16 protein-coding genes and 1 pseudogene are annotated in these 23012 nt (G+C 60.2%); 2 read left to right on the top strand and 15 right to left on the bottom strand.

Annotation, left to right across the window (positions count from 1 at the left end; all coding sequences use genetic code 11):
• Positions 1-90 precede the first annotated feature (90 nt).
• The 6 genes from ACZBJS_RS20945 to ACZBJS_RS20920 all read right to left on the bottom strand — a co-directional run bounded on the left by ACZBJS_RS20945 (position 91) and on the right by ACZBJS_RS20920 (position 7978).
• Positions 91-2256, bottom strand: a complete 2166-nt coding sequence (locus ACZBJS_RS20945; RefSeq protein WP_463439087.1) for a methyltransferase domain-containing protein — start codon at positions 2254-2256, stop codon at positions 91-93.
• Between the two features lie 43 nt (positions 2257-2299).
• On the bottom strand, positions 2300-3163 hold the full coding sequence (locus ACZBJS_RS20940; protein ID WP_463439086.1) for a TylF/MycF/NovP-related O-methyltransferase: 864 nt from the start codon (positions 3161-3163) through the stop codon (positions 2300-2302).
• Positions 3164-3171: 8 nt separating this feature from the next.
• On the bottom strand, positions 3172-4515 hold the full coding sequence (locus ACZBJS_RS20935; protein WP_229158727.1) for an ABC transporter ATP-binding protein: 1344 nt from the start codon (positions 4513-4515) through the stop codon (positions 3172-3174).
• Positions 4512-5312 carry an ABC transporter permease gene (locus ACZBJS_RS20930; RefSeq protein ID WP_253589796.1) on the bottom strand — a complete coding sequence of 267 codons (801 nt, stop codon included), beginning with the start codon at positions 5310-5312 and terminating at the stop codon, positions 4512-4514. The genes ACZBJS_RS20935 and ACZBJS_RS20930 overlap by 4 nt, the downstream gene beginning before the upstream one ends.
• Positions 5309-7252 (bottom strand): asparagine synthase (glutamine-hydrolyzing), encoded by a 1944-nt coding sequence (gene asnB, locus ACZBJS_RS20925; RefSeq protein WP_463439085.1) that lies wholly within the window; start codon positions 7250-7252, stop codon positions 5309-5311. The genes ACZBJS_RS20930 and asnB (ACZBJS_RS20925) overlap by 4 nt, the downstream gene beginning before the upstream one ends.
• A gap of 84 nt (positions 7253-7336) precedes the next feature.
• Complete coding sequence (locus ACZBJS_RS20920) at positions 7337-7978, bottom strand: winged helix-turn-helix transcriptional regulator (protein ID WP_212058605.1); 642 nt, start codon at positions 7976-7978, stop codon at positions 7337-7339.
• 712 nt (positions 7979-8690) lie between these two features.
• Between ACZBJS_RS20920 and ACZBJS_RS20915 the strand changes: the two genes are divergently transcribed.
• Both ACZBJS_RS20915 and ACZBJS_RS20910 read left to right on the top strand, forming a co-directional pair.
• Positions 8691-9875, top strand: a complete 1185-nt coding sequence (locus ACZBJS_RS20915; protein WP_225644412.1) for a glycosyltransferase family 4 protein — start codon at positions 8691-8693, stop codon at positions 9873-9875.
• A 704-nt stretch (positions 9876-10579) separates the two neighbouring features.
• Positions 10580-11911 (top strand): hypothetical protein, encoded by a 1332-nt coding sequence (locus ACZBJS_RS20910; protein WP_463439084.1) that lies wholly within the window; start codon positions 10580-10582, stop codon positions 11909-11911.
• 629 nt (positions 11912-12540) lie between these two features.
• Here the strand turns inward: ACZBJS_RS20910 and ACZBJS_RS20905 are convergent.
• The 9 genes and pseudogenes from ACZBJS_RS20905 to ACZBJS_RS20865 form a co-directional block, all read right to left on the bottom strand.
• On the bottom strand, positions 12541-13140 hold the full coding sequence (locus ACZBJS_RS20905) for a hypothetical protein (RefSeq protein WP_463439083.1): 600 nt from the start codon (positions 13138-13140) through the stop codon (positions 12541-12543).
• A 677-nt stretch (positions 13141-13817) separates the two neighbouring features.
• Positions 13818-14963, bottom strand: coding sequence for a glycosyltransferase family 4 protein (locus ACZBJS_RS20900; protein WP_253641404.1), 1146 nt, complete (start codon positions 14961-14963; stop codon positions 13818-13820).
• An 11-nt stretch (positions 14964-14974) separates the two neighbouring features.
• Complete coding sequence (locus tag ACZBJS_RS20895; RefSeq protein ID WP_463439082.1) at positions 14975-15901, bottom strand: NAD-dependent epimerase/dehydratase family protein; 927 nt, start codon at positions 15899-15901, stop codon at positions 14975-14977.
• Positions 15902-15903: 2 nt separating this feature from the next.
• Positions 15904-16755 (bottom strand): class I SAM-dependent methyltransferase, encoded by an 852-nt coding sequence (locus ACZBJS_RS20890; protein ID WP_253589790.1) that lies wholly within the window; start codon positions 16753-16755, stop codon positions 15904-15906.
• Positions 16745-17314, bottom strand: a complete 570-nt coding sequence (locus ACZBJS_RS20885; protein ID WP_253589789.1) for an acyltransferase — start codon at positions 17312-17314, stop codon at positions 16745-16747. Before ACZBJS_RS20885 ends, ACZBJS_RS20890 begins: the two co-directional genes overlap by 11 nt.
• Positions 17315-17471: 157 nt before the next feature.
• A complete protein-coding gene (locus ACZBJS_RS20880) occupies positions 17472-18569 on the bottom strand; it encodes a glycosyltransferase family protein (protein ID WP_463439081.1) in 1098 nt (365 codons plus the stop codon).
• 3 nt (positions 18570-18572) lie between these two features.
• Positions 18573-20411, bottom strand: a complete 1839-nt coding sequence (asnB, locus tag ACZBJS_RS20875) for an asparagine synthase (glutamine-hydrolyzing) (RefSeq protein WP_253589787.1) — start codon at positions 20409-20411, stop codon at positions 18573-18575.
• A 2-nt stretch (positions 20412-20413) separates the two neighbouring features.
• Positions 20414-21967 (bottom strand): lipopolysaccharide biosynthesis protein, encoded by a 1554-nt coding sequence (locus ACZBJS_RS20870; RefSeq protein ID WP_463439080.1) that lies wholly within the window; start codon positions 21965-21967, stop codon positions 20414-20416.
• A gap of 478 nt (positions 21968-22445) precedes the next feature.
• Positions 22446-22526: pseudogene (locus ACZBJS_RS20865) on the bottom strand (tripartite tricarboxylate transporter TctB family protein); the annotation flags it as partial.
• Positions 22527-23012: the final 486 nt, after the last annotated feature.

Here is a 23012-nt window from a genome sequence, read left to right as displayed (position 1 = left end):
GCCCCCGTTCAAATCTTGCGGTCATGGGTTTGCTCGATCCTGCTTAATACGCACGATGGGTTCGGCACTACCTTCGGCCCGGTCGCCCGCTCACGATCGATAGATCCAGGACGGGAGCTTGGCTGCAAACCACCGCAGCGCCCAAGGTCGTTGCGGTCGATCTGCCTTCTCCACAACAGGATCAGCCGACGGACCCGCCTCAACAACCACGCTATCAACTGCCGAACCGACCGCAATTTCATCGCGGGCGGCCAGCATCCCGTCGGCCATGAGCTCTATATTAAAAGAAGTCTTGACCTGTCGCGGGGCCAGTTGCGCAGCTTTTTCTCTCCAGCGCAAGTTGCCTAGCAAGTCAACGATAGTATCAGCCATAACCCGCGCTGTCGCATCGGGCTTGAATATCTGCCCCGTCTTGCCATCCAGCACAGCCTCGGGAGCGCCTCCAGCGGAGGTCGTAGCGACGGGAACCCCAAGGGCCTGAGCTTCGAGAATGACGTTTGGAAGACCCTCGATACGAGACGCCAGAAAGAACAGGTCCATTGCTGCGATTGCCGCGGCCGGGCGCAGTTCCAGATCGGCAAATATCAATGCGCCGGTCAACCCAAGCTGCTCGGCGCGAGCGCGAACATCATCGAACCGCGCGCCATTGCCCACCAGCAGGAAGCGCACATTCGGCATCTTCTCACGTATCATCGCGGCGACATCGAGCCAGAGGAACGGACGTTTCTCCGTCATCATCCTGAAGACACCGCCAACAATCAGCATCTTCTCATCGATGCCCAACGCGGCTCGGTATTGTTTTCTCAGGACCTTGGGTGCAGCATCATTGTCGAGGTCAATTCCGTTGTGCACGACCTTGATCGCTCCCTCTGGGAGCTCCAGCCACGCGGCATACGCGCGCGCACCAGCATGGCTGTTATTTAGCATCTGCAGGTTCGGTTGCTCTGCCAAGAACCGATAACAATCACGATGGTACCCGTGATAGTAAGGGAAATTGTAGGATGGCATATTGCGAAAGCAGAGCAATGTTCGGGGAATCTGCAGTACGGTCGCCGCAATGCCTCCTTTGATGCACACTTCGTCCATCCAGAGATACACCGTCTCGGGATTTACATCCGAGAGAACGTCGTAGTAGGCCCTTACGTCAGCGAGCTCCGGCGACAACAATTCAAATGGATCGGGACCCGCCGTCTTCCCGGATCCGGTCGGAGATTTGGCGGCAGAGAAGCCGTCGATGATTTTGACGTCCGCCTTCTGCAGCCTGGCTCTGAAGAAATTCTCCCGTTCCGTCGCCGGCGGATGGACGAGCGCCACAGTAACTGAATCAATCCCTCTCGATACGATCTGTTCGACCAAGGCGACCATTTGCCGTTCGGCGCCACCCGGGCCCAACGAACCAATGATCATCAGGATTCCACTGCGATGCGGCGACGCCTTTGCTGACGCGCTCGACATCGCCTGCGCAGCAAGGGCCTGAAAGGCCGTTAATTGCTCCTGATAGTCGGTCGCTCGCCCCTTCTGCCCAATGTACAGAAGTCGATTCCCCGCCCCAGCCTGAGTTGGCTTGTTCTGGCGCATGTTCTCAAGCCAATCCGGCAGAGGATCAACGAGCGGCTTTCCGCTCCAGAAGGCATCGTTCGGGACAAAGATGTTGTCGTCGAACCCCACCTGATGCGTCACCACCTCATCGAAGCCGAACCGGGAGAGAAGCGCTTTCAGTGACGATTGATCGAGCGAGCGAACGTGCTGCCAGCGATGGAACAGCAAATTGCTGACCGGGCAGTACGCCATGTCCAAATCGAGGTCTTCGTTGTTGGGCGTCGTGATGACCAACACGCCCCCGGGCCGCACAAAGCGCGCCAGACGATCGAGCGTGACGTCCATGACCTCGTCCAGAACATGCTCGATGACCTCGGACATGATTACGACATCAAAGGTCTCCGTCGAGTCGTCGCCCACGACGCCCAGGAATCCATCGAAATTCTCCAGCGCACGCTGCAGATTTGCCGCGCGTCCTTTCGACGGCTCGTATCCCGCCACGGTCAGGCCCCGCTGGGCCATGAAGCGAAGAAGGTGGCCATCACCGGCACCGAAATCGAGAATGCGTCCGTGCTTCGGAAGTATGTGATCGATAGCCGTAATGACACTACGGCCGCCAAGCTTCGCGAAACTGAGTTCGGTCAGCCGGGTTTGCCCCACATTGTCCCAGAACCGGTTGACCAGTTCGGGGGTCCACTTCAAGCGTTCCGCAGCCATGTCAGAGCTTTCTCACCATTGTACGAAGCAGCGAAGCCCCATCCTACTGCTTGATCGTGAAGGCCTGCCCCGTTGGCAAAAGCGCGAGATTCTCGGCCTTCGATTCGAAGAATTCGTCAGCTGCTTGTTTCGCACCTGGGCATGATTTGAACCCGTGGTCATCAAGCAGGATAATGCCACCCGCAACCATGCGAGGATAGAAGAACTGAAGCGAGTCGAGCGTGGGCTGGTAGAGATCGACATCGACGTGCACAAAGCGAAACCTGCAGTCGGCCGCTTCGGCAAATCGCGTGGGAATCCAGCCCTTATAAATCCGATAGTTGTCGAACTCTCGCAAGCTCTGCGTCAACTCATCTTCGGCCGCGGTCAGCGAGCCCTTTCGCCAGTACGTGCCATCGACGGAAGCCGGCTCGGACAACCCCTCGAAACTGTCGAAGAGATGAATCGACATCGGTATCTTCCTGAAGGCCTGGCACAGCAAGTAGGCCGTAGCGCCCCTGTACGCGCCGCATTCGGCGGCATCGCCTTCGAGATGAAGCACGAGCTTCAGCAACTCGTTCATCGCATATTTGCGATCAAGCGAATGCCAGTTCCCTACATCCATGAACCTCATGTAGTAGGCAAGGAATGCTTCATCCTCGAGGAATATCCGAGCAAATTCGGAGAATTTGAACTTCGGATAGATGGCTGTCGTCAGCGCCTCCGCCGAAAGATAGCGTTCGAATTCGGAGGATTGAAACTCCAGCCCACGCTTCAAGAGCGTAAGAAGCTGAACAGCCTTGTCCGGCGCAAGGCTCTCGATCTCCGCCGCCAGCCGCGCAGCATCAGAACTGTAGACCGGGGCCGGAGCGGGTTGCACCGGGGCCGCGCTCTCGGTCTTCGCGCGCGGTCCCAGCAACGGCGCCATTATTCGCTTCAACATCCTCCGACAGCTCCGCTTACCCGGGCGACATCCTCTTGTTCAGAGGAGATCACGATTTCACTCTCCAGATTGACCAAGGCTGTCGTGAAAGCCCCTTTTGTGCCAACAACCCGGAATTGAATGGCATCCTCGACGAAATCGATTTTTGCACCATCGTGGAGATGCGCCGCGCCGAGCGTTAGAAAGAAGTCGCCCGCAGCCAACCACATCGTGCAATCGCACGCTATCGTCAGAACATCACCGGCACGGGCTTGCCACGCCACGCCATGGCTGGTGAGGTTGGTTGCCCCCCATACGACAGTTCCCCTGCGGTCCTTAATTGCAAAACCACAGGACAGTGCCGGAATGTCCACATCGCACCGAAACCGCATCGAAAAGCGATAGTTACTTCCACTCTGAAGGAGCGTTGCGCGCCGTCCGTGCTCATCGAACACCCCCCAATCGAGCAAACGCCCCTCACCCGATCCATATCGAACCTTCGGCGCGATTTCCTCCGCCGGCAGCTCGGAATCGTCGGCATTCTCGACGGTTCTTTGACTGATCGCGTTCTCCAGCCCCGGCGACGACGCCTCTTCGGCCGCGGTCGCCGTGCTCGCTTCCGATTTGCCAAACAGCAGATTGTGATAGACCACCGATATCGGCCCGGCCTCGCCTTCCGCGAAGACTCGTCCGCCTTCCAGAATCAGGGCGCGATCGCAGAAAGTCGTAATCGTGTTGGTATCATGGGACACGAGCAAGATCGTCGCGTTCTTCTGCTTCAGCCGCTGGATCCAGCCGAAGCACTTCATTTGAAACCGCGCGTCGCCAACCGATAGAGCTTCGTCAACGATCAGGATATCAGGCTCGACGCTGATCGCCGTGGCGAACGTGAGACGCGCCTGCATCCCGGTCGAATAGGTCTTGAATGGCTGGTCGATGACGTCCCGCAACTCGCTAAATTCGATGATCGAATCGAGCTTGCGTTCGATTTCCGCTTTGGGCATGCCGAGGCACAGCCCACCCATGAAAATGTTCTCTCGGCCGGTGTAGTCCGGGTGAAAGCCGGTTCCCAGTTCGAGGATGGCGGTGATCCGGCCGTTGACGTCCAAATCACCCGACGAGCGCTCGAGTGTTCCGGCGATGATCTTGAGCAGCGTCGATTTTCCGGCCCCATTGCGCCCAAGAATTCCGACGATCTCTCCACGCTTGAGATCGAGATCGACGGCCTGAAGGGCCACGCGCTCGGTGTGGCGCGGAACGCGGCGAATAACTTCCACCAGCGGATCGATTGCATGCTCATAGACGCGGTACGCCTTTCGCAGCCCGCGCGCACGGATGGCGATTTCGGATCCGGTCATAGCGCGTCACCAAAGCCGTGCTGCAGGCGAGAGAATGCCGCGTAGCCGATTGTCAGGCAGGAGACCGCCCCAAGGGGAAAAACAATCCAAGCCGCCGGATGTTGAAAGGCTCCGAAATAGAGCGCGTCCTGCCAGCACCAAACCTGGTAGCTGAACGGATTGAAATGAAAAACCCAATTCATCCAGCTCGGCGTCACATACGGGTTGAACAAGATGGGCTGTGCGAACAGGTTGACCGCACAGAAGATCGTCACGATGTCGCGCAAATCGCGAAAGAAGATGCCGAGGGCCGATAGCATGAGAGCAACGCCGGTCATCGCAATGAGTTGGATCGCAATCAGGAACGGGACGGTCAGAACCATGAAAGTCAGGGTTCCGCTGACCGCAGCGTAGCCGATCGTGAACAGAAGCGCGATTGAGTATGGAAGCGCCGAAGCGATCGCAGTCTTGATCGGCAATACCACGACCGGAAAAATGATCTGCTTCACGAGGCTTGCATGAGCGGTCAATATCGTGGTGGAGCGCGCCAGCAAATCCTGAAACGCCAGCCACGAGACTATTCCGATCAAGACATTGACGGCAAAATCGGGATGGCCGCCGCTGCTACCGACGCGGGTCGGGAATACGTAGGCAAACAGGAGCGAGTACATCAGCATGAGCAGCAGCGGATGGCCATAAGCCCACAGCGCGCCCAGCAGCTGTCCGGTGTGACGATCACGCAACTCACGCTTCACGAGCTCAGCAACGAGCTCGCGGTGTCCGTACACCGAGCCAAGAAGTGACTGCGCCGCGATCACAGCGAGACCTCCGGATTAGCCGACAGCCACGCTTGCGCCATCAAGACATTCCACAGCGGATAGGCCCAGTTCGCGCCAGCCAGATGCGCTTGCCATCGCTCTCGGATCGGTGCGGGAGTGAACAATTCCTGCTCCTTCAATCTTTTCTCAGCCAACAATTCTTCCGCCCAGTCCCTCAGCGGTCCCCTCAGCCACTCCGCCAGCGGCACGCCAAATCCCATCTTTGGACGGTCAAGCAGTGCACGCGGGACACGGCGATAGAGCACCTCGCGCAACGCCCATTTGGCAACGCCATCGCGATACTTCATATGCCTTGGAAGGGTCCAGGAGAATTCCACGACCCGGTGATCCAGTAGCGGAACCCGCGCTTCGAGGCCGACGACCATGCTGGCGCGATCGACCTTCGTCAGAATGTCGTCAGGCAGATAGGTGAGAGTGTCGATAAGCATCATCCGGTCGAGAAAATTCGGAACGCCGGTCGGGAGATGCGTATCCCAAAGCACCCCCTTGGTCTCGGAAGCTCCGATCACCAGATCGTCCGGTGTGTGCCAATGGCTCAGCATCCCGCGATAGAGCGTGTCGGGATCACCCTCGAGAATGGCCGGGGCGTACCGTTCAACCTTCGAACCAAGACCGTTTATCCGCCAGCGGCCCGGCAGCACCTCGCCGATCTGATCCAAGGCACGCCTCGGAACAGCACGGAGACCTCGAGCCAGCACATTGCGCAAAGCCCCTGGGGCGGGGCTGGCGACCTTTCGCATATCCAGCGCGTAGGCATAGCGGGAATAGCCCGCGAACAATTCATCGCCACCATCTCCCGAAAGCACGACCTTAACATGCTGACGCGTCAGCTCGCACACCAAGGCGGTCGGCAGTTGAGAGGAGTCGGCGAACGGTTCGTCGTACCATTGCGGGAGATGCTCAACCATATCCAAGGCATGCGAGGCATCAGCATACAATTCGGTGTGGTCAGTTCCGAGGTGGCGCGCGACCTCGCGCGCAAAGGGCGCCTCGTCAAATCCCTTCTCCGCAAAACCGATCGAGAATGTATTGATCTTTCGATCTGCGGTCTCTGCCATCAGCGCAGTCACGAGCGAGGAGTCTATCCCTCCCGACAACAGCGAACCAATCGGCACGTCGGCAACCAGCCGGCGCCTCACCGCATCGGACAGCAGAGCATCAAGGCGATTGATCGCCTCGCCCTCGTCGATTTTCGATTTGCCGCCTACCGACGTCTCAACGAGGCCTCTGAGATTCCAGAAACACTCAGTCGAAACTTCGCCGCCAAGCTTGGTCTTGAGCATGGTGCCCGGTTCAAGCTTGTAGGTATCCTTATAGATCGTAAAAGGCGCCGGGATATAGTTGTGGCGCATGAACGAAGCCATCGCGTTGCGATCCAGGGCTGGCGGCCAGCCCGGAACAGCGCGCAGCGCTTTCAATTCCGAGCCGAAGGTCAGCACCCCGTCAATTACGCTCCAGTAAAGCGGCTTGATTCCAAGGCGGTCGCGCACAAGAGTCAGATCGCCAGTCTGCTTGTCATAGAGCGCGATGGCGAACATGCCGATCAGGCGCGGCACCACGTTTTCGATGCCCCATTCCGCGCAGGCCTCGAGGATAACTTCAGTATCCGAGTGACCTTTGAGCCGACGATTGGTCCGCTCAAGATCGGCCGCAATCTCGTTATGGGAGTAAACCTCACCATTGTAGACGATGACGAACCGCCCACATCCCGACGTCATCGGTTGAGCGCCCGTGGGGGTCAAATCACGGATCGCCAGACGTCGGTGACCGAAGCCCACACCTCGTTCGCTGTCGAGCCAAGTGCCGCGCGAATCCGGCCCACGATATGCGAGGCTATCGGTCATTTCGTCGAGGACCCGCTGCGATAGAGGCCCGCGGCCGCCTGGCCGAAGTCGCATGAAACCCGCAATGCCGCACATTACTGCGCCCCTCTCCCCCTGGCCGTAGACACTGTTCAGATCACTGAAAAAAGCAGAGCAGCAAGGAACGTGTATTTGACGCAATCATTGCGCTGCATCCTGATGCTCCTGGTGATTCAACCCCAGCAAGCTTGGAGCCAGTACACGGCCTGGTCCGTAGAGGCGTACCGCTTCATCGAAAGCCCGACTGGGATTGGCTACATCGGTGATCATCACAGCATCAAATGGAATGGCAACACGATCGTAGCCAGCAACGACCTGGACCCCGACGAAACGCGTGTCGCCTGCATTTTCATCAACAATGGCGACGATCGAGACTCCGCAATCGACAGCCGACAGCATGGCAATCTCGGCCAAGTCCGACCTTCCACAGAGCACCAGATTCTGGAAATGCTGCGCCTTCGCCAATTGAAGGACCTGCGCACAATCGGCCTTGGCCTGACGAAAAAACGAGAAAGAGGACGACAGATATTCCACGGTCAGGCGCGATTTCTCAGCGAAGCCCTTTGGCGTCAGGTAATAGGCGTAGCGACGCGCCGGCGCCTGGCTGACTTTGACAAGGCCCTTCTTGATGCATCGCTTGAGGTAGGCGTTAACGAGGCCAAGCGCGATGCCAAGCTCCTCCGCGATGCGGCGCTGCGATTGCGCGCCATCATCGACGGAATTCAGCAAATTAAGGACGATCCGTTCATCCTCCCCGCTAGAATCCGGCAACGTGTGGTCCATTGAGACTCCCCCTCCGCCGGCGACAGATAGTCCGTTCATGCCGTGAACGTCAAGTCGAACGTTCACGATGTGAACAATTCAATCAATTGAATTTGTTGTAGAATTTTATGGCTAGCTAATTGAGCCAGCAAATTGGCATGTTCGGACGGGCGCCTTTTCTTAGCCTGGATGCAAACGCCCACTCACTACGGCGTACCGATAGTATTCGCTCGGCGCTGCCACCGGCCGCGTTCGAACGCCGCCAAATGGACTGACCATACCCCTGCCCCCAGTAGTTGCGTTCGATGAATAACATTCCAGAGTGCGCTGACCGCAATGTCGACGAACAACGACGCCTCGGAATGAGCGGTCACCACATCCGATAAGCGCCTGTACTGGGCGGTTAGAGCTGGCGCAAATCAAGAGCAACCGCGTCGAAGCGTCCGCGCAGCAGCAGCCGGCGCTGTGATAGACCCAGGCGGCACAAGCAGCGCATCGCTCGAACTTCGTACCCACCAAATCTGATGATGTCGCACCCGAACCATGCGGCAGGCCGCCGCACTGCTGGTGGATGTGCGTCATCCCGTGGTATGATTGCGGCCCTTCGTGACGTTGGCGACGATGCTGATGGCCTACTTGCGGTCCTGCTGCTCCCTTCGAGACGACACAGATTTTTCATGCTCCCGATTACCCATGACATCCGGGCTTCCGACAATCCTGCTTCGACTGATCAATGAATCCCCTAGAAATCAAGCTGAAGGGTCGCATCCTCTACATCGCTAACGAGGACTGGGCGTTCTTGCTCAATCGCCTGCCAATGGCGCGGGCAGCGCGTGACGCCGGCCTTGAGGTTCATGTGGCGACCAATGTGAGCAGCGGCGCCGCCTCTATCAAGGCGGAGGACTTTGTACTTCACCAGATCCCCTTCCAACGTGGTCAACGGGCGATGCTCACGGCTGCTGCGGCGCTGAAAGCTATCCGGGAGGTGGAGCGCGCGATCAAGCCAAGCATCGTGCACCATTCCGGGGTGCAATGCTGCGTCTTTGGTTCGCTGGCTGCGCTCGACCGGAGATTCCCCGTCGTCAATGCGATCACCGGGCTCGGCTATATCTTCACGTCATCGAGTTCGCAGTCACGTCTGCTGAAGCGCGTCCTGACCCGACTGCTGCCTTGGCTGCTCAATCGAAATCGCAGCTACACAATCGTGCAAAATCCCGACGACCGCGAGGCGCTGATGGCGCTCGGTGCCAAGCCCGACCGCATGACGTTGATTCCGGGATCTGGCGTTGATGATGAATCACTGCAGCCGCTACCTGAGCCGGCAGGCCCGATCACGATCGGATTCGCGGGGCGGCTGCTGGTCGACAAAGGCATCCGCACTCTGGTTCACGCCCACGGTCTACTGCGCGATCAAGGACACGATATCAACCTTATCATCGCAGGAAATCCTGACCCGGCGAATCCATCGTCCGTGTCACACGAAGAGATCGAAGCGTGGATCGCACGACCGGGCATCACGTGGCTCGGGCACATCGACAACATCGCCTCGCTGTGGCGCGCTTCACACATCGCGGCATTGCCTTCGTATCGTGAAGGGCTTCCGGGAGCGTTGATGGAAGCAGCCGCCTGCGGCAGGCCCCTGATTGCGACGGACACGCCTGGCTGCCGCGAGATTGTGCTTGCTGATCAAACCGGCCTCTTGGTACCACTCGAGGACCCAATAGCCCTGGCAAGCGCAATTCTGCGGCTTGCTGAAGCGCCTGAGTTGCGGGCGAGGTTCGGTGCTGCGGCGAGACGACGCGTGTCGGAGCGATTCTCTGCAAGGATTATCGGCTACACGATCACTCAGCTCTACGGTGACATATTGGCGCGCAATGAGACACCACTGACTGCTTCGAACGCCCGAACCGATCGATAACCGCGACCTCGCCGATCGCGGCCCACTGAACAAGCGAACTGACGCAGCCGGCGTCAAAGCGATGTCCCTCACAGGCTGCGGCCAACGTGTCGTGCCGTGCTTGATATCACCACTATTCTCCGGGCTCCTGCGCCGGCGGCCGGGCCTGTGAATGCGGCAGTTGCCAAGGAAATCTCATGAACTCCTCCATGGGACTCGCCCACAGAAACGCCCGCGCAAGCGGAGGCTGGCTGAATTGCTTTGCTGCTCGTTCGAAATTGGCGACTTGTCAACCTGCTTCCTGGTGTTTACAGGACAACGCAATCGTCAAGCACGACCAGAGAGTTCCGCTCATGGAAGCAACTCGGCTCACTCGAAATCTTGGGTACCTTCGGTCCCGGGACCAGCCATACCTGTGATGACCGGGAGAGCCCAAGCGAACGAAGCAAGCACGGCGTCGCCGTGGAATTGCGGCGCGGTTCGTTGATCCGGCCCAGCCGCGCAGCGGCGCCGGCCGAACTCAAGATACGCTGCGCCATGTTCGCAAGGCTCCGCATCCGCGAAAGATGACGAACGTCATCACGGCAATTGTTGGCAATTGTTGCTTCGCTGAGATAACAGAGGCTTACTCTTGGCACCAAGCAGGTTAAGTTCTCGAATCTTCGAATCCGCAGGCCGCCAGCCACACTCACCGGCCGCGTATGACCTGCAACGGGACTGGCAGCATGAATACGAACGAGATCGCGGTAGCGGGCAAGATTTCAACGCGCGTGAGCTTGGGCATATTGATCAGCTTCCATATCGTCGCCTGCTGCATCTCGCTCGGCTATCTCAGCCGCAGCTACGGCAACTTCCATATTTTTTATGATGCCGAACTGCTCAACGGGGCGATCGCAACGATCGCCGCGTTTGCTGCTCTCTCCTACCTTTTCCTCCTCGTTCCATTCAGCTTTGGTTATTTTCTCAGCTTTTATTTTTACACCATGATCCTTGGATACCTCTGGCTAAATTGTTTCTCCCGCTTCGAGTACAATCACTGGCTCAGCGGAGCCTCTGCCGTCGCGTCCATGATAGCATTCATGGCGCCATCACTCCTCGTGACATCTCCGATCCGACGAGTGTTCACGATTAGCGAAACAACCTTCTACCGCGCATTGACAATTATCTTGGCAGTCGGCGTGGCCACGATCCTGATAGCCGCAAGCTATAGCTTCAAAATGGTCTCGCTCGGGCAGATGTACGACTTCCGCGACAAGATCAACATGCCCTCCCCGCTCGTCTACTGCATTGGCGTCGTTTCGAACGCCCTGTTGCCCTTCACCTTTGCCTGCTTTGTGGAGCGGCGGAATTACTGGCGAGCTGGACTGACGCTTGTCCTATTGCTGCTTGTCTACCCAATCACGCTCAACAAGATCGCGTTCTTCACACCAATGTGGCTTCTGGCCATGGCTGTACTGACGCGCCTGCTCGATTGCCGAATTGCAGTTGTGCTCTCGCTATTCGTACCGCTGATTATCGGCGTCGTCTTGTACGCCATCCTCGGCATCAGCGACACGCGCTATCTCGATATCGTCAATCTTCGAATGATTGCTACGCCTTCAAATGCGATGGATATCTACAACGACTTCTTCTTCAACCACCCTCTCACATCCTTCTGCCAGATTACATTTGTCAAAACCCTCGTCTCTTGTCCCTATCCGGTTCAGTTGGGAGAAGTGATGCAGCAGGCCTACCGGCTCGGTAATTTCAATGCCTCCCTTTTCGCGACCGAAGGGATCGCTTCGGTCGGCGTTCTCCTGGCGCCGATCCCGGTTTTGGCATGCGGACTTGTAGTCGCTCTCGTCAATCGATTTTCCTCGGGCCTTCCTCCTCGCTTCGTCCTTGTATCTGGTGCGATCCTTCCTCAGATCCTCTTGAACGTGCCATTCACGACAACCCTCCTCTCTCACGGCGCCGCCGTACTTTTTCTGCTATGGTATCTGACGCCGCGCTCAGTCTTTGCATCGCAGAGTGGGTCTGTCGCCGTCGAGAGGAAGCTTGAAGAGCACCTCGCATGACCATCAAGCGGTCGATGTTGGTTAGCGATCGCATTTGGTGCGAGCCAACACTGCATTTTGCCCTGATCTACGCCGCATCCTGATCTGCAAACTGGACACGACATGTCGAAGCGATTTCAGCGGAGGCTCGTTCTCGCGACTATTTTTGGAGCGATCTTATACATTCCGCTCGGGCTCTACCTCGATACGCTTCCGCCTTGGCGTGAGCCGGACCCGGGCCTCATCCGCCCGCCATTCAAACATTTTGGCGGCAACGCTTGGCAATATCTGACACTTATCCCAGGCGCCGTCTCGGACAGCAATGAGGCACCCAGTCGGTCTCGGCTTGAAGTGACAGAAGACCGTCACGCTCTCGGACCAGCTCATACGACGCACGTCGATATCGCCGAGAAAGGAAACGGACGATACTCTCATTGGCAGTCGTCCTTGATTTTCTCGACGAGCGACAACAGCGACCCGAATACAAACGGGCGAGCCTACCGAGTCATTGATCCAGACGCGAAGGACCCCTTCGTTTCGCTCCGAATTCCTCATCGTCCAAGTTTGTTGAGCCGGCTATTCCCATCGAGGTTCGATCACTGAACCTCTCGCCCCTCCAGCTTGCGCGTTTTGCATCTGGAAGCAGATATTCACGAGCGGTCAGAACACGAGGTGACCAAGAAGCGGATCGAGCGATCTTTGACCGGACACCAAAAAGCAGCGCACGGAGCCAGCAAGATCAATCCTATTGCGATTGCATTGGAATAGTGGAAAACGACGTCCTGCATGTTCTCAATGTGCAAAACGTACTCGGGATTCAAATAGTCCTCATTGTCGGATCGACTCGATACGTAGCGGTAGATCTCGTTGGCGTTCGCCCAACCTGCTTTTGTGTACTTCGCGACTATCTCCGCTCGCAAGACGCCGCGCCGCACGTCGTACCTGTAAGCCGAAATCCCATAGTCTGGATCAACCAGGTAGTCGTGCCCACCGGCAGCAAACTTTACGAGCACACGGCCACCGACATCGAACGCCCACGCTTGAATTCCATTTTTGCGAAGATTCTCGGAAGTGATCACTGCGCGCTGGCCACAGAAGCCGCATATCAGCGTACGTTTCTGAAGAAGGCCCTCGCTCCAAATTAGGCTCGCGTCGATTAGTGCTAACTGAGCAAGAGTTGCAGAAAGAACACGCTCAATCGGTGTCAACGAGAAGTCGCCCGGTTCGCAGTTGTAGCTGGTGTAGTGCACCGCGAGCGCGATCCGGTTCGCGTAGGCGACATCGTCGGTCTCAGAAGGACGTCGGATGAGTTCGGCGTCCGGAATCCCGCTATGTGCGCCCGCTCACATAGTCGTATCCGGGTACACCAACTTGCCTGCCTCGCGATTGCATAGGCAGAAGCTGCGAAGCAGAGACGGCCACCAGCAAGATTGCGACGACGGTCCGCAGCAGGGTCGGCCTTCTGAGCCTCGGCAGGGTCCTCAGCCAGTTCATCGGCGGCGACGCTCATTGTTGAGGGCGCTCTTAAGCTCCGTACTGCACCCGCATGAGACGCAAGACGCTTCTTGTGCTTGAACACATTATTTTCAAACGGTGAGAGCGTGAATAGCTCAATTGAGCTATTCACCGTGCAGATTTGGCCCGCCAGAAACCTACAGAAACACTGGTGCAATCTGAAACCCAAGAACCACATTGGCTAACCAGGTGACGGAGCGCTTGGTGACACTGCCGGCGCGCCTGGAAAATCGTGGAGGGCTAGCAGGCAGCAAGGATTGCTGCCGAGCGCAACTCAAATATCAATCGATGAAGGGCAAGCTATCTTCCTGAATTGCGAAGCTCAGCAGCGTCGATGGCCGGCTCGGCGATCATGGTGGTCGCTTATGAGGTAGCGTGGGGTCACGTCTTGCCGCCCCCAGGAAGCTGGCCTTCAACTCACGGCGGTTTGCCGGATAGCGTCCGAAAAGCTTCGCGCGAACGCACGGACATTGTCGTCCTGATGCGGGACAATGTTTCGTACCGTCGGAGGGCTATTCATCTCCGAAATCTGCATCAGATGATCCGCCAGCGCGACCGGGTCATCGACGCCGAAATAGCGGGCGGCACCTGAGGTCTGCTCGCGGTGCACGTCGATATCCGACAGGATCACTGGAACGCCAAACGACTTCGCCTCCTCGACGGTCGTGCTCCAGCCCTCGAAGCGCGATGGGTTGATCAGGGCTGTTGAAGCGCGCAGCAGCGCGTAGACATGCGGCAGCGGGATAACGCCAAGGTGGCGGAACTGCGCTTCAAGGCCGCGTTTTTGGATCTCGGAGTTTACCAGATCATAGTAGCCCGGCTCGCGCCGGTCTTCCTTGCTGCCGGATGCACAGATCACCACGTCGATCGCCCGCCCCTTCAGGATCGTCAAGGCGTCGACGACGAGCTGGTGGTTCTTGTGGCGATAAAACTGATTGGGCAGGTAGAAATAGTTCGCCGGCAGATTATATTCCGCGATTACGTCCGACGGGTCGGTGTTCAGGAACGCGGCCGGTGGCTGGGTCGCGAAGCGAACGACGCAGACCTTGTTTCTTGCGCCTGGATAGTAGGCCTTGAAATCACGCAGCGCGCTCTCGCTGCTCAGCATGATGGTTCGGCCCGAGGCGATTTGCATGCGAAAGCCAAGCTCGCGGCGCCAGCGTGCCGTCGTTGGAAACAGTTGCGGCAGCGAGCGGTGCTGCAGATCCGGAATCCACGCCACTGCCGGATGCGCGAGCCGCCAACCAAAGAAACGTGCCGATTCGACGACGACATCAATCCCGGCGCCTCGAAACGCCGCCGCGGCTCCCCGATCCAGACCGATCCCGAGTGCCGCGGCCAACCCTGGCTGTCCATCGAATGCCTCCGATCGAACGACCTCGACACCCGGTATTGCGGCAAGCTCCGCGAGCTCATTCTCCTCGGCCCTGTTCCCGGCAAAGACGATCGGAACAAATTCGCCGGGCAGAAACCTGGCAAGCGCCGCAAACAGATTGCGCTGATAATTGTAGCCGCCGGCCCATAGCCGTCGCGAAATGTGACTGAACGCGAACCGCAATGGGCGCGGCGTCACGAAGCTTGGCCCTTGAACCACGCCACGTAATCGGCAAGGCCCTGATCGAGCGAAACGCGCCAATCGAACCCGACCTGACGCAGCATTGCATCGTCGGCCAACAGGCTCACGGGATCACCGGGCCGGCTCACTCCGGAGTGCCGCACAACGGTGTTGCTGCCCCACTGCCGGATAAGGCCGGCGGCGATATCGGCAACGCTGGTCCCTCGGCCTGAACCGCCATTGATGACCCGGAAGCTCTCTTGCGACGGGTCCGCGACGCTCGCAAGCAGCCTCGCGACATCGCGCACGTCGGTCCAGTCGCGGATTTCGTTGCCCGTCCCGCCGAGCGTGAGCACCTGCTCCCTCGCTTCCAGCCGTGAGCAGATGTCCCAGAGCAATTGTTTGCGCAAATTGGGGCCATAGACCGAGAACAGCCGCACGATGGTGCAGCGGATGCCAAACGACTGCGCGTAGCTCCGGCACAATTGCTCCATCATGAACTTGTGCTGCCCATAGGGCGACATCGGAGTCGGGATGACACTTTCAGGGATTGGGCCAAAATGGTCGGCGCCATAAACGGCCGCACTCGACGCCGCGATCACTGCGCAGTTCGGCGCGGATCCGCGTAGCCATTCGAGCAGCCGCGCCGTGCTCACGACAGTCCGCGAGAAATCCTCGAATGGGCGTTCGATCGAGATGCCGACGGACGATGCGCCGGCCAGATGAAAGACGTGCGTCGGCAGCCCGTGCGCAGCCGCAAGCGCGTTAAGATTGGCCGCGTCGATTTCACCATTGGTCCAGCTCGCCAAGCCAAGCCGCCGGGCTTCCGCTGCGTCAAGCGCCCCGTGTCCGACGCCATGCACCGCACGGTCCGCCCCCGCCAACGCGTGCGCGAGATAGCGGCCGATGAATCCTTTCGCGCCTGTAACCCAGACGATCATCCTCAGGCCTTGCGACAGACAAAGGAGTAGAGCCGGCCCGGCCGATTGTCGAAACGTTCGGCCATCGATAGCAGCGAGATAAAGATCGAGCGTGACCCGAGCGCGGTTCGCCACAGCGGCGCCACTGGAATCTTCTGCGTCAGCTTCGTCACGATCGCCGTCCTCAGGCTCTCCAGCGTATAGGGAAACAGGTTGATCGGGCTTTGGAGCGGCGCCAGTGTGTCGACCGAGGAAAATCCTGCGGTGGCCAGCGCGCCGGTGTAGCGATCGAGCAGGAAGGCATGCTCGCCGCCGTAAAGGTGGTGCAACGGATGCTGTGCAAGGAACTGCGGAAGATCGGCCTCCTTGCTGATGACGTGCTCGCGCGCCGCGATCATCATGCCGCCGGGGCGCAGCACGCGAAACATCTCCCGGCACGCGCCCTCGAGATCGCGCGTGTGATGCAGCACGGCCCGGGCAAAGACGAGATCGAACGTCGCATCGGCGAACGGCAACCGCTCGGAAAACTCCTCAACCACCTGGATCGGCAATTGCGCCTGTTGCGCCAGCCCCCGGATCGCCGCAGCCCCCACGATTGCGCTGGGATCCGGCTCGAGCGCCGTCACGGCAAAGCCGCTTCGGGCAAGCGCGTAGCTTGCAATGCCACGGCCGGCGCCGACGTCGAGTGCGGTGCCAGTCCGGCCAGCCAGCAGCGCGGCGACCGCCTGCCACTCGGAGCTCAGGAAATAGCGTTCAGCAGCGCCAGCCAGGGGATCGTCGTAAAATGCGTCGAGCACAAGCTGGCCCTGGTCGGGCTGATTGCGCAGCCAGACGACCGCTTCCTCCCAGGTGGCAAACTTGCGCTCACCGCTCATCGGGGCCAAGCTCCCTTACCTGCACGGCCGGATTGCCCGCCACGATCGAAAACGCTGCGACGTCCTTCGTCACGACCGCGCCGGCCGCGACGATAGCGCCCTGCCCGACCGTCACTCCGCGCAACACCATCGCACCCGCGCCGATCCAAGCGTCATCTCCAATTCTAACCGGGCTCTCGTTAAGCGAGATATCGCTCGGATGCCCACGCGTGAAAATCTGCTGGACCTGCCGGTGCCGCTCCGCCGCGCGCAGCGGATGCGTGAGATTGTCGAAGACATTCGCCGAATGCGAGATCAAAACGCGGTTGCCGATCTCGATCGAGGCAGCAGACCAGATCCGGGTTCCCTCTCCGACGTAGCACCACTCGCCGATTCTCAGCTCGCCACCGTGCGCGAAGGTCATCAACTCCCCGCGGATGATGCTATTTTCGCCAATGACAATCCGATCGCTGTCGCGACGAGTGTTGCGGATGCGCGCAGTCCGCATCAATTTCGCGCCCGCTCCAAGCCGGCACGTCGCACGCCCCACCAGCCGCTGCAGGCAATAGTCGAGATTCATTTGCTCAGCTCGATCTACGCAAAGGCGTCAGCATGGTTTGCTCTCTCGTCGAACGCCCGCGTGCGGGTCAAACGGACTTGCATCGGAAACATCGCCTCCCACCGCCGCGTAACCTGTACAATGCGGCAGGGCAAGCCGGTCGGCCACCCTGCACCGTCTAGCACGGCTCAATCCGCGCGACGAGATCGATAAACTGGGCCCATTGCGAGGCCTTGCTGTAGGTCTCCTGCACGCGGCGCCGGCCGGAACCAGCGATCCCGGCCCATTGCGGCCAATCCTGCAGGCTGCTTGAAATCGTGGCGGCGGCCTTTTCCGGCGCGTCGTAGGTACGCATCGTGACCCCGTCCCGCATCGCCTCCGGATAATTACCGGCATCCGACACCAGCAGCGACCCGCACCCCATCGCCTCGAAGCAGCGCATGTTGCCGCGATCGTTGCCGGCCATGTCGATTGCACCGTTGAGCACGATCTTCGCCGATCCGAACAGCTCGTAGAGGTCCCGGCCGAACAGCGGCATCCTTGCGATTCGCGCGATGACGTCGGGGCGGCGGTGCTTCCCCAGCGGCAGCAATCGCCCGACCGCGCTCTCGGCAAGCCGTGTCAGCCGCGAGGCATCGAGGCAGAACACGATGTTGCGATTGGTCGCCAGGGCGGCGACCTGTTCGAGGGTCCTGCCCCGCGCGCTATGATGCCGCGAATATCCCCCGACAAACGCCACGTCGATCGGCCGTTCGCCGTGGCCGTACTGCTCCATGACGGGGTCGATCGCGGGAAAGAAGAGCTCCGCCCGGCACCCCTTGCTGCGCCACGCCTCGAGGATCGAGGGGAAGTTTCCAAGCACCGCGCCATAGGCGGTGAGATCAGCATTTCCGGAAGGCGCGGCGCGCCAGCACAGCGTCTTCTTCACGCAGCCGGGAAGCTTGGCGACAAACGCACTCGGATAGCGCACCGGATCGAGATTGTAGAACACCTCGGTTCTATGATGCTCGATCTGCGCGAGCAGAATGGCCTCGAGCGTCGGCGATTCCTTCATGCCCTGCTCACGCGCCCACTGGCGCTGCAGCACTTCATCGTCGCCATTCGTGAAGAAGGCTTCAGCTGCGCCGTCGAGCACGGGCTTGAGAAAATGCGCGGCGCCAAACCGATCGTGCAGAAACACGTCGCGGCGCGCGTTGAAACTTGACGCCTTTGCCGCGAGCTGGTTCAGCCTCGGCAAATAGGACGGATAGAGACCGCTATTCTGGAACAGACGCATCGGTTACGCGGACCTTGCCAACATCCATTTCATGTTCAGATAAGGCCAGATCCGGCCGACACTCTTCCAATCCCAGCTCTGCGACGCCGTCAAGCGGCCGACCGCCTTTCGAAGGGGCGTTTCGTCGACGAACTCGGCAAATGCCGGAACATTCCGCTCGAGCAGCTCTGCCGTCCAGCCCGCCAATGGCCCGTTCAGCCATTCCGGCATCGGCGAGTTGAAGCCTACCTTGCGGCGCGCGGTGCGGATGCTTTCGGGCATCAGGTTCGCCATCGCCTGCCGCGCCACCACCTTGGTCAGGCCGTCTGCCGACTTGCTCGTTTCCGGCAGCGCCATCGTGTAGGTGACCAGCCGCCAGTCCATGAACGGCATGCGGACCTCGATCCCGTGCGCCATCGAGAGCCGGTCGAAATTGCGCAGGATGGTGGGCAGCGTGGTCGAATGGAACATGCGGTAGAGGCGCCGGTTCAACGCACCCCATGTATCAGGCAATTCGTCATCCTCGGCGACCAGCAGCAGCGGCGCGGGCGCGGCCGTAGCGCCTCCGCGCAGGAAGTAGTGCCCCTCGCGCCTGATCATCTGCGCGCGCAGGAAGTCGATGCCGCGTTGCGCCAGCTGCGATCGTGAGGTGAGCGCGGCTGCTGCGTTCCGGATCCGGAATGCGGCCGACTGTCCCTCCTGCAGGTAGGCGCCCATCAATTCGTCCGCGCCGTGGCCGTCGAGTGACACGGTGACGTTCTGGCGCCGGAGTTCGCGATAGATCAACCACGGCGCGCTCGGCAGTCCGATATAGACGTCGTCATTGTCGTCGAGGATGCGGTCAAGGTCAGTGAGCGCGTCGGAGCGCCCGATCTCGAGGAAGCTCGGTGCCACCTCGGCCCACGCGGCCGCTTCCTCCGCCATCGGCCGCTCGTCATTGCTGGCGCCGGGAAAGGTCGCGACAAAGGCGTGCCGCCAGGCGGTCGAGTCACGCGGCCCCATGCCGGCTTTCTCATGGGTCGCCATGGCGCAGATCACCGCGGACGAATCGAAGCCGCCGGACAGGCAGGTCCCGATCGGAACGTCGCTGCGCATCCGCAGCGCGACGGAATCCTGAAACAGGTCGCGAAAGCGTCCGACCCGTTCGGCCTCGGTATCCGGAATCGCCGGCAGATGGTCCACGGTCCGCCACCAGCGACGCACCTGCACACGCCCCTGGCGCAACCACATGCAGTGGCCGCCCTGCAGGCGGCGCAGTTGCGCGAACAGCGTCCGCTCGCTGCCTTCGATCCCGAACGGATCAAGCAACAGCCGCCGCGCCACGTCAATATCGAGCGACGTCTCAACCAGCCCGCTCCGCGCCAGCGCCCGCTGCTCGGACGCGAACACGAACCGCTCGGATGACAGCGCATACAGCATCGGCTTGATGCCGAAGCGATCGCGCGCCAGGAACAGATCATCCGTGGCCGTGTCGTAGATCGCCAGCGCCCACATGCCGTTGAAGCGCAGCAGCATGTCCTCGCCCCAAGCCTGCCAGGCGGCAAGGATCACTTCGGTATCGGACTGGCTGCGAAAGGCTGCGCCCTTCGCCTCGAGTTCGCGGCGCAATTCGAGGAAGTTGTAGATCTCGCCATTGTAGACGATCACATGGCGGCCGTCGCCTGATGCCATCGGCTGATAGCCACCCTCGCCTGGATCGATGATGGCGAGCCGGCGATGGCCGAAGGCGACGTTTCGCTTGGCATTGAACCAGGTGCCCTCGCCGAACGGACCGCGATGCGCGATCAAATTGGTGAGCCGCGAGATGTCAGCCGGCTTCACGGGAGCGCCGCGCAGATTGACGATGCCTGCGATACCGCACATGTCTAGACGGCCTTGAAGGGCAAGAAGCGAGTGATGATGACGTGGAGATCGCGCCAGCAGACGGCGCGGTAGGGACCCAGTTGCGACACGGCAACGGCGGCAACGAAGATCGCCGCCGCCGACATACCGTACAGCGACACCACATACCACCATGACGGCGCCTGGTCGAATGACACATGGCCGAGCTGCGAGCGCAGCGCCAGCGCAACGGCGATCCCCGTCCCGAGCGGGATCAGGACGAAATGCAGCATCCGTGACCACATCCCCGAAAGCCTGAAGGTACGCCGCAACAGCAGCACCGTGATCACCATCTGCGCAACCATCCCGACACAGGAGCTCCAACCGGCCGCCTGCCAGCCGAAATACGGCAACGCGACGGCGCTGGTCGCCAGCGTGAAGATGCCCGTGACGAGCGAGATCAGCGCGTTGGAACTGGAGCGCCCCTGCGACAGCAGATAGAACGCAAACACATTGGCGCTGGACCCCAATATTCCGCTGATCGCAAGCACCACCAGCACCAGCTGGGCCTCGGCGGCGACCTCGGCGCCGGTCCATCGATGCAGCAATGCGCCTGCGACCGGGATCAGGCCACCCAGCGCGCTCGCGGCAAGCACATTGAGAATCCAGGACGAGCGAAGCAGGAGGTCGACCTTGCGATCGTCATCCTCTCTCTGCAGGGTGCTGAAGAACGGGAACAAGATCTCGCCGATCTTCAGCACACCGATATAGACAGCCTCCTCCAGCCGCTGCGCGACGCTGTAGAAGCCGACGAATTGCGGTTGCAGCAGCGCGCCGAGCAGATAACGGTCCGCCTGGCCTGCGAACAGCGCGCCGCTTTGCGCCGCGACCTGCCAGCCGCCAAGCTTCACCAGTGCACGCAACGCGCCGCGATCGAGCGCCGGCCGTGCCAGCCAGTCACTGATTGCGCGTCGCGACCAGGCGACGACCATCAGGAGATTGGTTGCGAAGCCCAAGGCCTGACAGCCGATGAAGGTCGAGGCGCGCGGTGCGTTCGGGATCAGCAGCAGCATCGACATCGTCGTCACCACCGTGCCCGTGATGCTGATCGACGCGATCCGCCGATAGTCCTGACGCGCCGTGAACAGCGAGAGGAAGACGGCGAACAGGCACTGGAACAGCCAACCGGCGCCCGCCAATGCGAAGGCGAGCCCGAGGTCGTCGGCGGCCGGGCCGCCGAGGTGGAATCCCAGCCGCGCGAGCGGCGCGCCGGCAAAGGCAAGCAACGCCGCGATCAGGCCGCCAAGGACGATGGCAAGCGCGAGAGCGGTCGCGAAAAATCGCCGCGCCTGGTCGTGGTCGGGCGGTTCCAGCCTTTGCGCGAGTTCCCGCGCCGTCGAAAGGCCGAGCGCATTGCTGAACATCAGCGCCGGCGCGACACAGGCCGTCACCAGACCCGCAACGCCGAACGCGGCGAGACCGAGCCGGAAAATCACGAACGGCAGGATCGCGAGGTTCAGCAGCACCGCAACCGCGAAGGCGGTCGCGTTCCATGCCGAGTTACCGAGCAGATTGGATGGACCCTTTTTCACCGCCATGCCCGCTTTCGGTCCATCGCTCCGATACGCCTCAAGTGCCTCTTCCGTAAGGGCAAAACCCATTCGGCATGACGACGGGCTAGCAGCCGGCGCGGTGATTGTCGAGGGTTGGCAGACGGCGGGGAGCCGTGGGACCAGGCCAGGGCCGCAGCAAAGGCACGAGCCGATCTCCACGGAACCATGGCTGGTTGCTTGCGGCCTGGCTTGTCGTTCAAGCAACAATTGGAAAGGCCTGTCTAAATTCTAAAGCAGATAAGCACAGACCCAAAGCCGCCCGTTCAAACAAGAGGTATCTAAATGCCCTTTCCGCCACATCCCGAGCCCTGTCGGGCTTCGGCATGCTCGATCTGACCCAGGCAGGTTCCGGGCTCACTGCGTGCGCCAGCTCGAGCACCGTCATCACACGGCGGGCCTGCGCGCGTGGCGAAGGTCTCTCGGCCGCCGCGCAAGGACCGCCGTGAGGCCGTAGAGGCTGCTGGATGATGCAGAGATAGAACGAGAAGTGACCGGGTTCGAGCCCGGTCGCATCCCAGGACGCGCCTGTACGCCAATTGTCGTAGCCGCGCGCTGACGCGAGCGCGCGCAGCAGAACGGCCATCGGCCTAACGGCAGGTCAAGCTGGCGAAGCGCCTCAAGCCCAACCGCTCATCGAGGGGCTCTCAGCCAATGTCTGACGGCGATGCGACCTACGATTCGGATGCGTTGCGATCCGCCATCGGCGCAAAAGGCACACAAGCCATCGCGCCCCCTCATGGGCAATCAAACATCCGTTCAACAAGCCTCTCCATGCCGAGCGTCACGTGATCGAACGCTGCTTCTCAAAACTGCAGCGGTTCAGGCGCGTCGCAACGCGCTACGAAAAACCGCCCGAAATTACTTCGCCATCTTAACGATCGCTACCGCTCCGCTCTGGCTAAGGCAACTGTCCACACGGCCTAATCTTACTGAGTCAGAAAGCCGCGATCTGGAGGGTTGAGAATCGCATATTAAGGGAGATTCAACGTGGTCGAGGAGGCCGAGATGGATCGCCGAGGGAGAGGAACCA

Source organism: Bradyrhizobium sp. KZN70725 (assembly GCF_055264925.1).
The sequence above is the reverse complement of the archived record's forward strand: the minus strand, read 5'-3'. Positions and strand labels throughout refer to the sequence as shown.

What these genes read in the sequence shown, in the direction of transcription:
- ACZBJS_RS20870 (WP_463439080.1), bottom strand. Translation starts at nt 21,967, where the DNA reads ATGGCGGTGAAAAAGGGTCCATCCAATCTGCTCGGTAACTCGGCATGG.
- ACZBJS_RS20880 (WP_463439081.1), bottom strand. Translation starts at nt 18,569, where the DNA reads ATGCGTCTGTTCCAGAATAGCGGTCTCTATCCGTCCTATTTGCCGAGG.
- ACZBJS_RS20890 (WP_253589790.1), bottom strand. Translation starts at nt 16,755, where the DNA reads ATGAGCGGTGAGCGCAAGTTTGCCACCTGGGAGGAAGCGGTCGTCTGG.
- ACZBJS_RS20895 (WP_463439082.1), bottom strand. Translation starts at nt 15,901, where the DNA reads ATGATCGTCTGGGTTACAGGCGCGAAAGGATTCATCGGCCGCTATCTC.
- asnB (WP_253589787.1), bottom strand. Translation starts at nt 20,411, where the DNA reads ATGTGCGGTATCGCAGGCATCGTCAATCTGCGCGGCGCTCCCGTGAAG.
- ACZBJS_RS20920 (WP_212058605.1), bottom strand. Translation starts at nt 7,978, where the DNA reads ATGGACCACACGTTGCCGGATTCTAGCGGGGAGGATGAACGGATCGTC.
- ACZBJS_RS20945 (WP_463439087.1), bottom strand. Translation starts at nt 2,256, where the DNA reads ATGGCTGCGGAACGCTTGAAGTGGACCCCCGAACTGGTCAACCGGTTC.
- ACZBJS_RS20885 (WP_253589789.1), bottom strand. Translation starts at nt 17,314, where the DNA reads ATGAATCTCGACTATTGCCTGCAGCGGCTGGTGGGGCGTGCGACGTGC.
- ACZBJS_RS20915 (WP_225644412.1), top strand. Translation starts at nt 8,691, where the DNA reads ATGAATCCCCTAGAAATCAAGCTGAAGGGTCGCATCCTCTACATCGCT.
- ACZBJS_RS20940 (WP_463439086.1), bottom strand. Translation starts at nt 3,163, where the DNA reads ATGGCGCCGTTGCTGGGACCGCGCGCGAAGACCGAGAGCGCGGCCCCG.
- ACZBJS_RS20935 (WP_229158727.1), bottom strand. Translation starts at nt 4,515, where the DNA reads ATGACCGGATCCGAAATCGCCATCCGTGCGCGCGGGCTGCGAAAGGCG.
- ACZBJS_RS20910 (WP_463439084.1), top strand. Translation starts at nt 10,580, where the DNA reads ATGAATACGAACGAGATCGCGGTAGCGGGCAAGATTTCAACGCGCGTG.
- asnB (WP_463439085.1), bottom strand. Translation starts at nt 7,252, where the DNA reads ATGTGCGGCATTGCGGGTTTCATGCGACTTCGGCCAGGCGGCCGCGGG.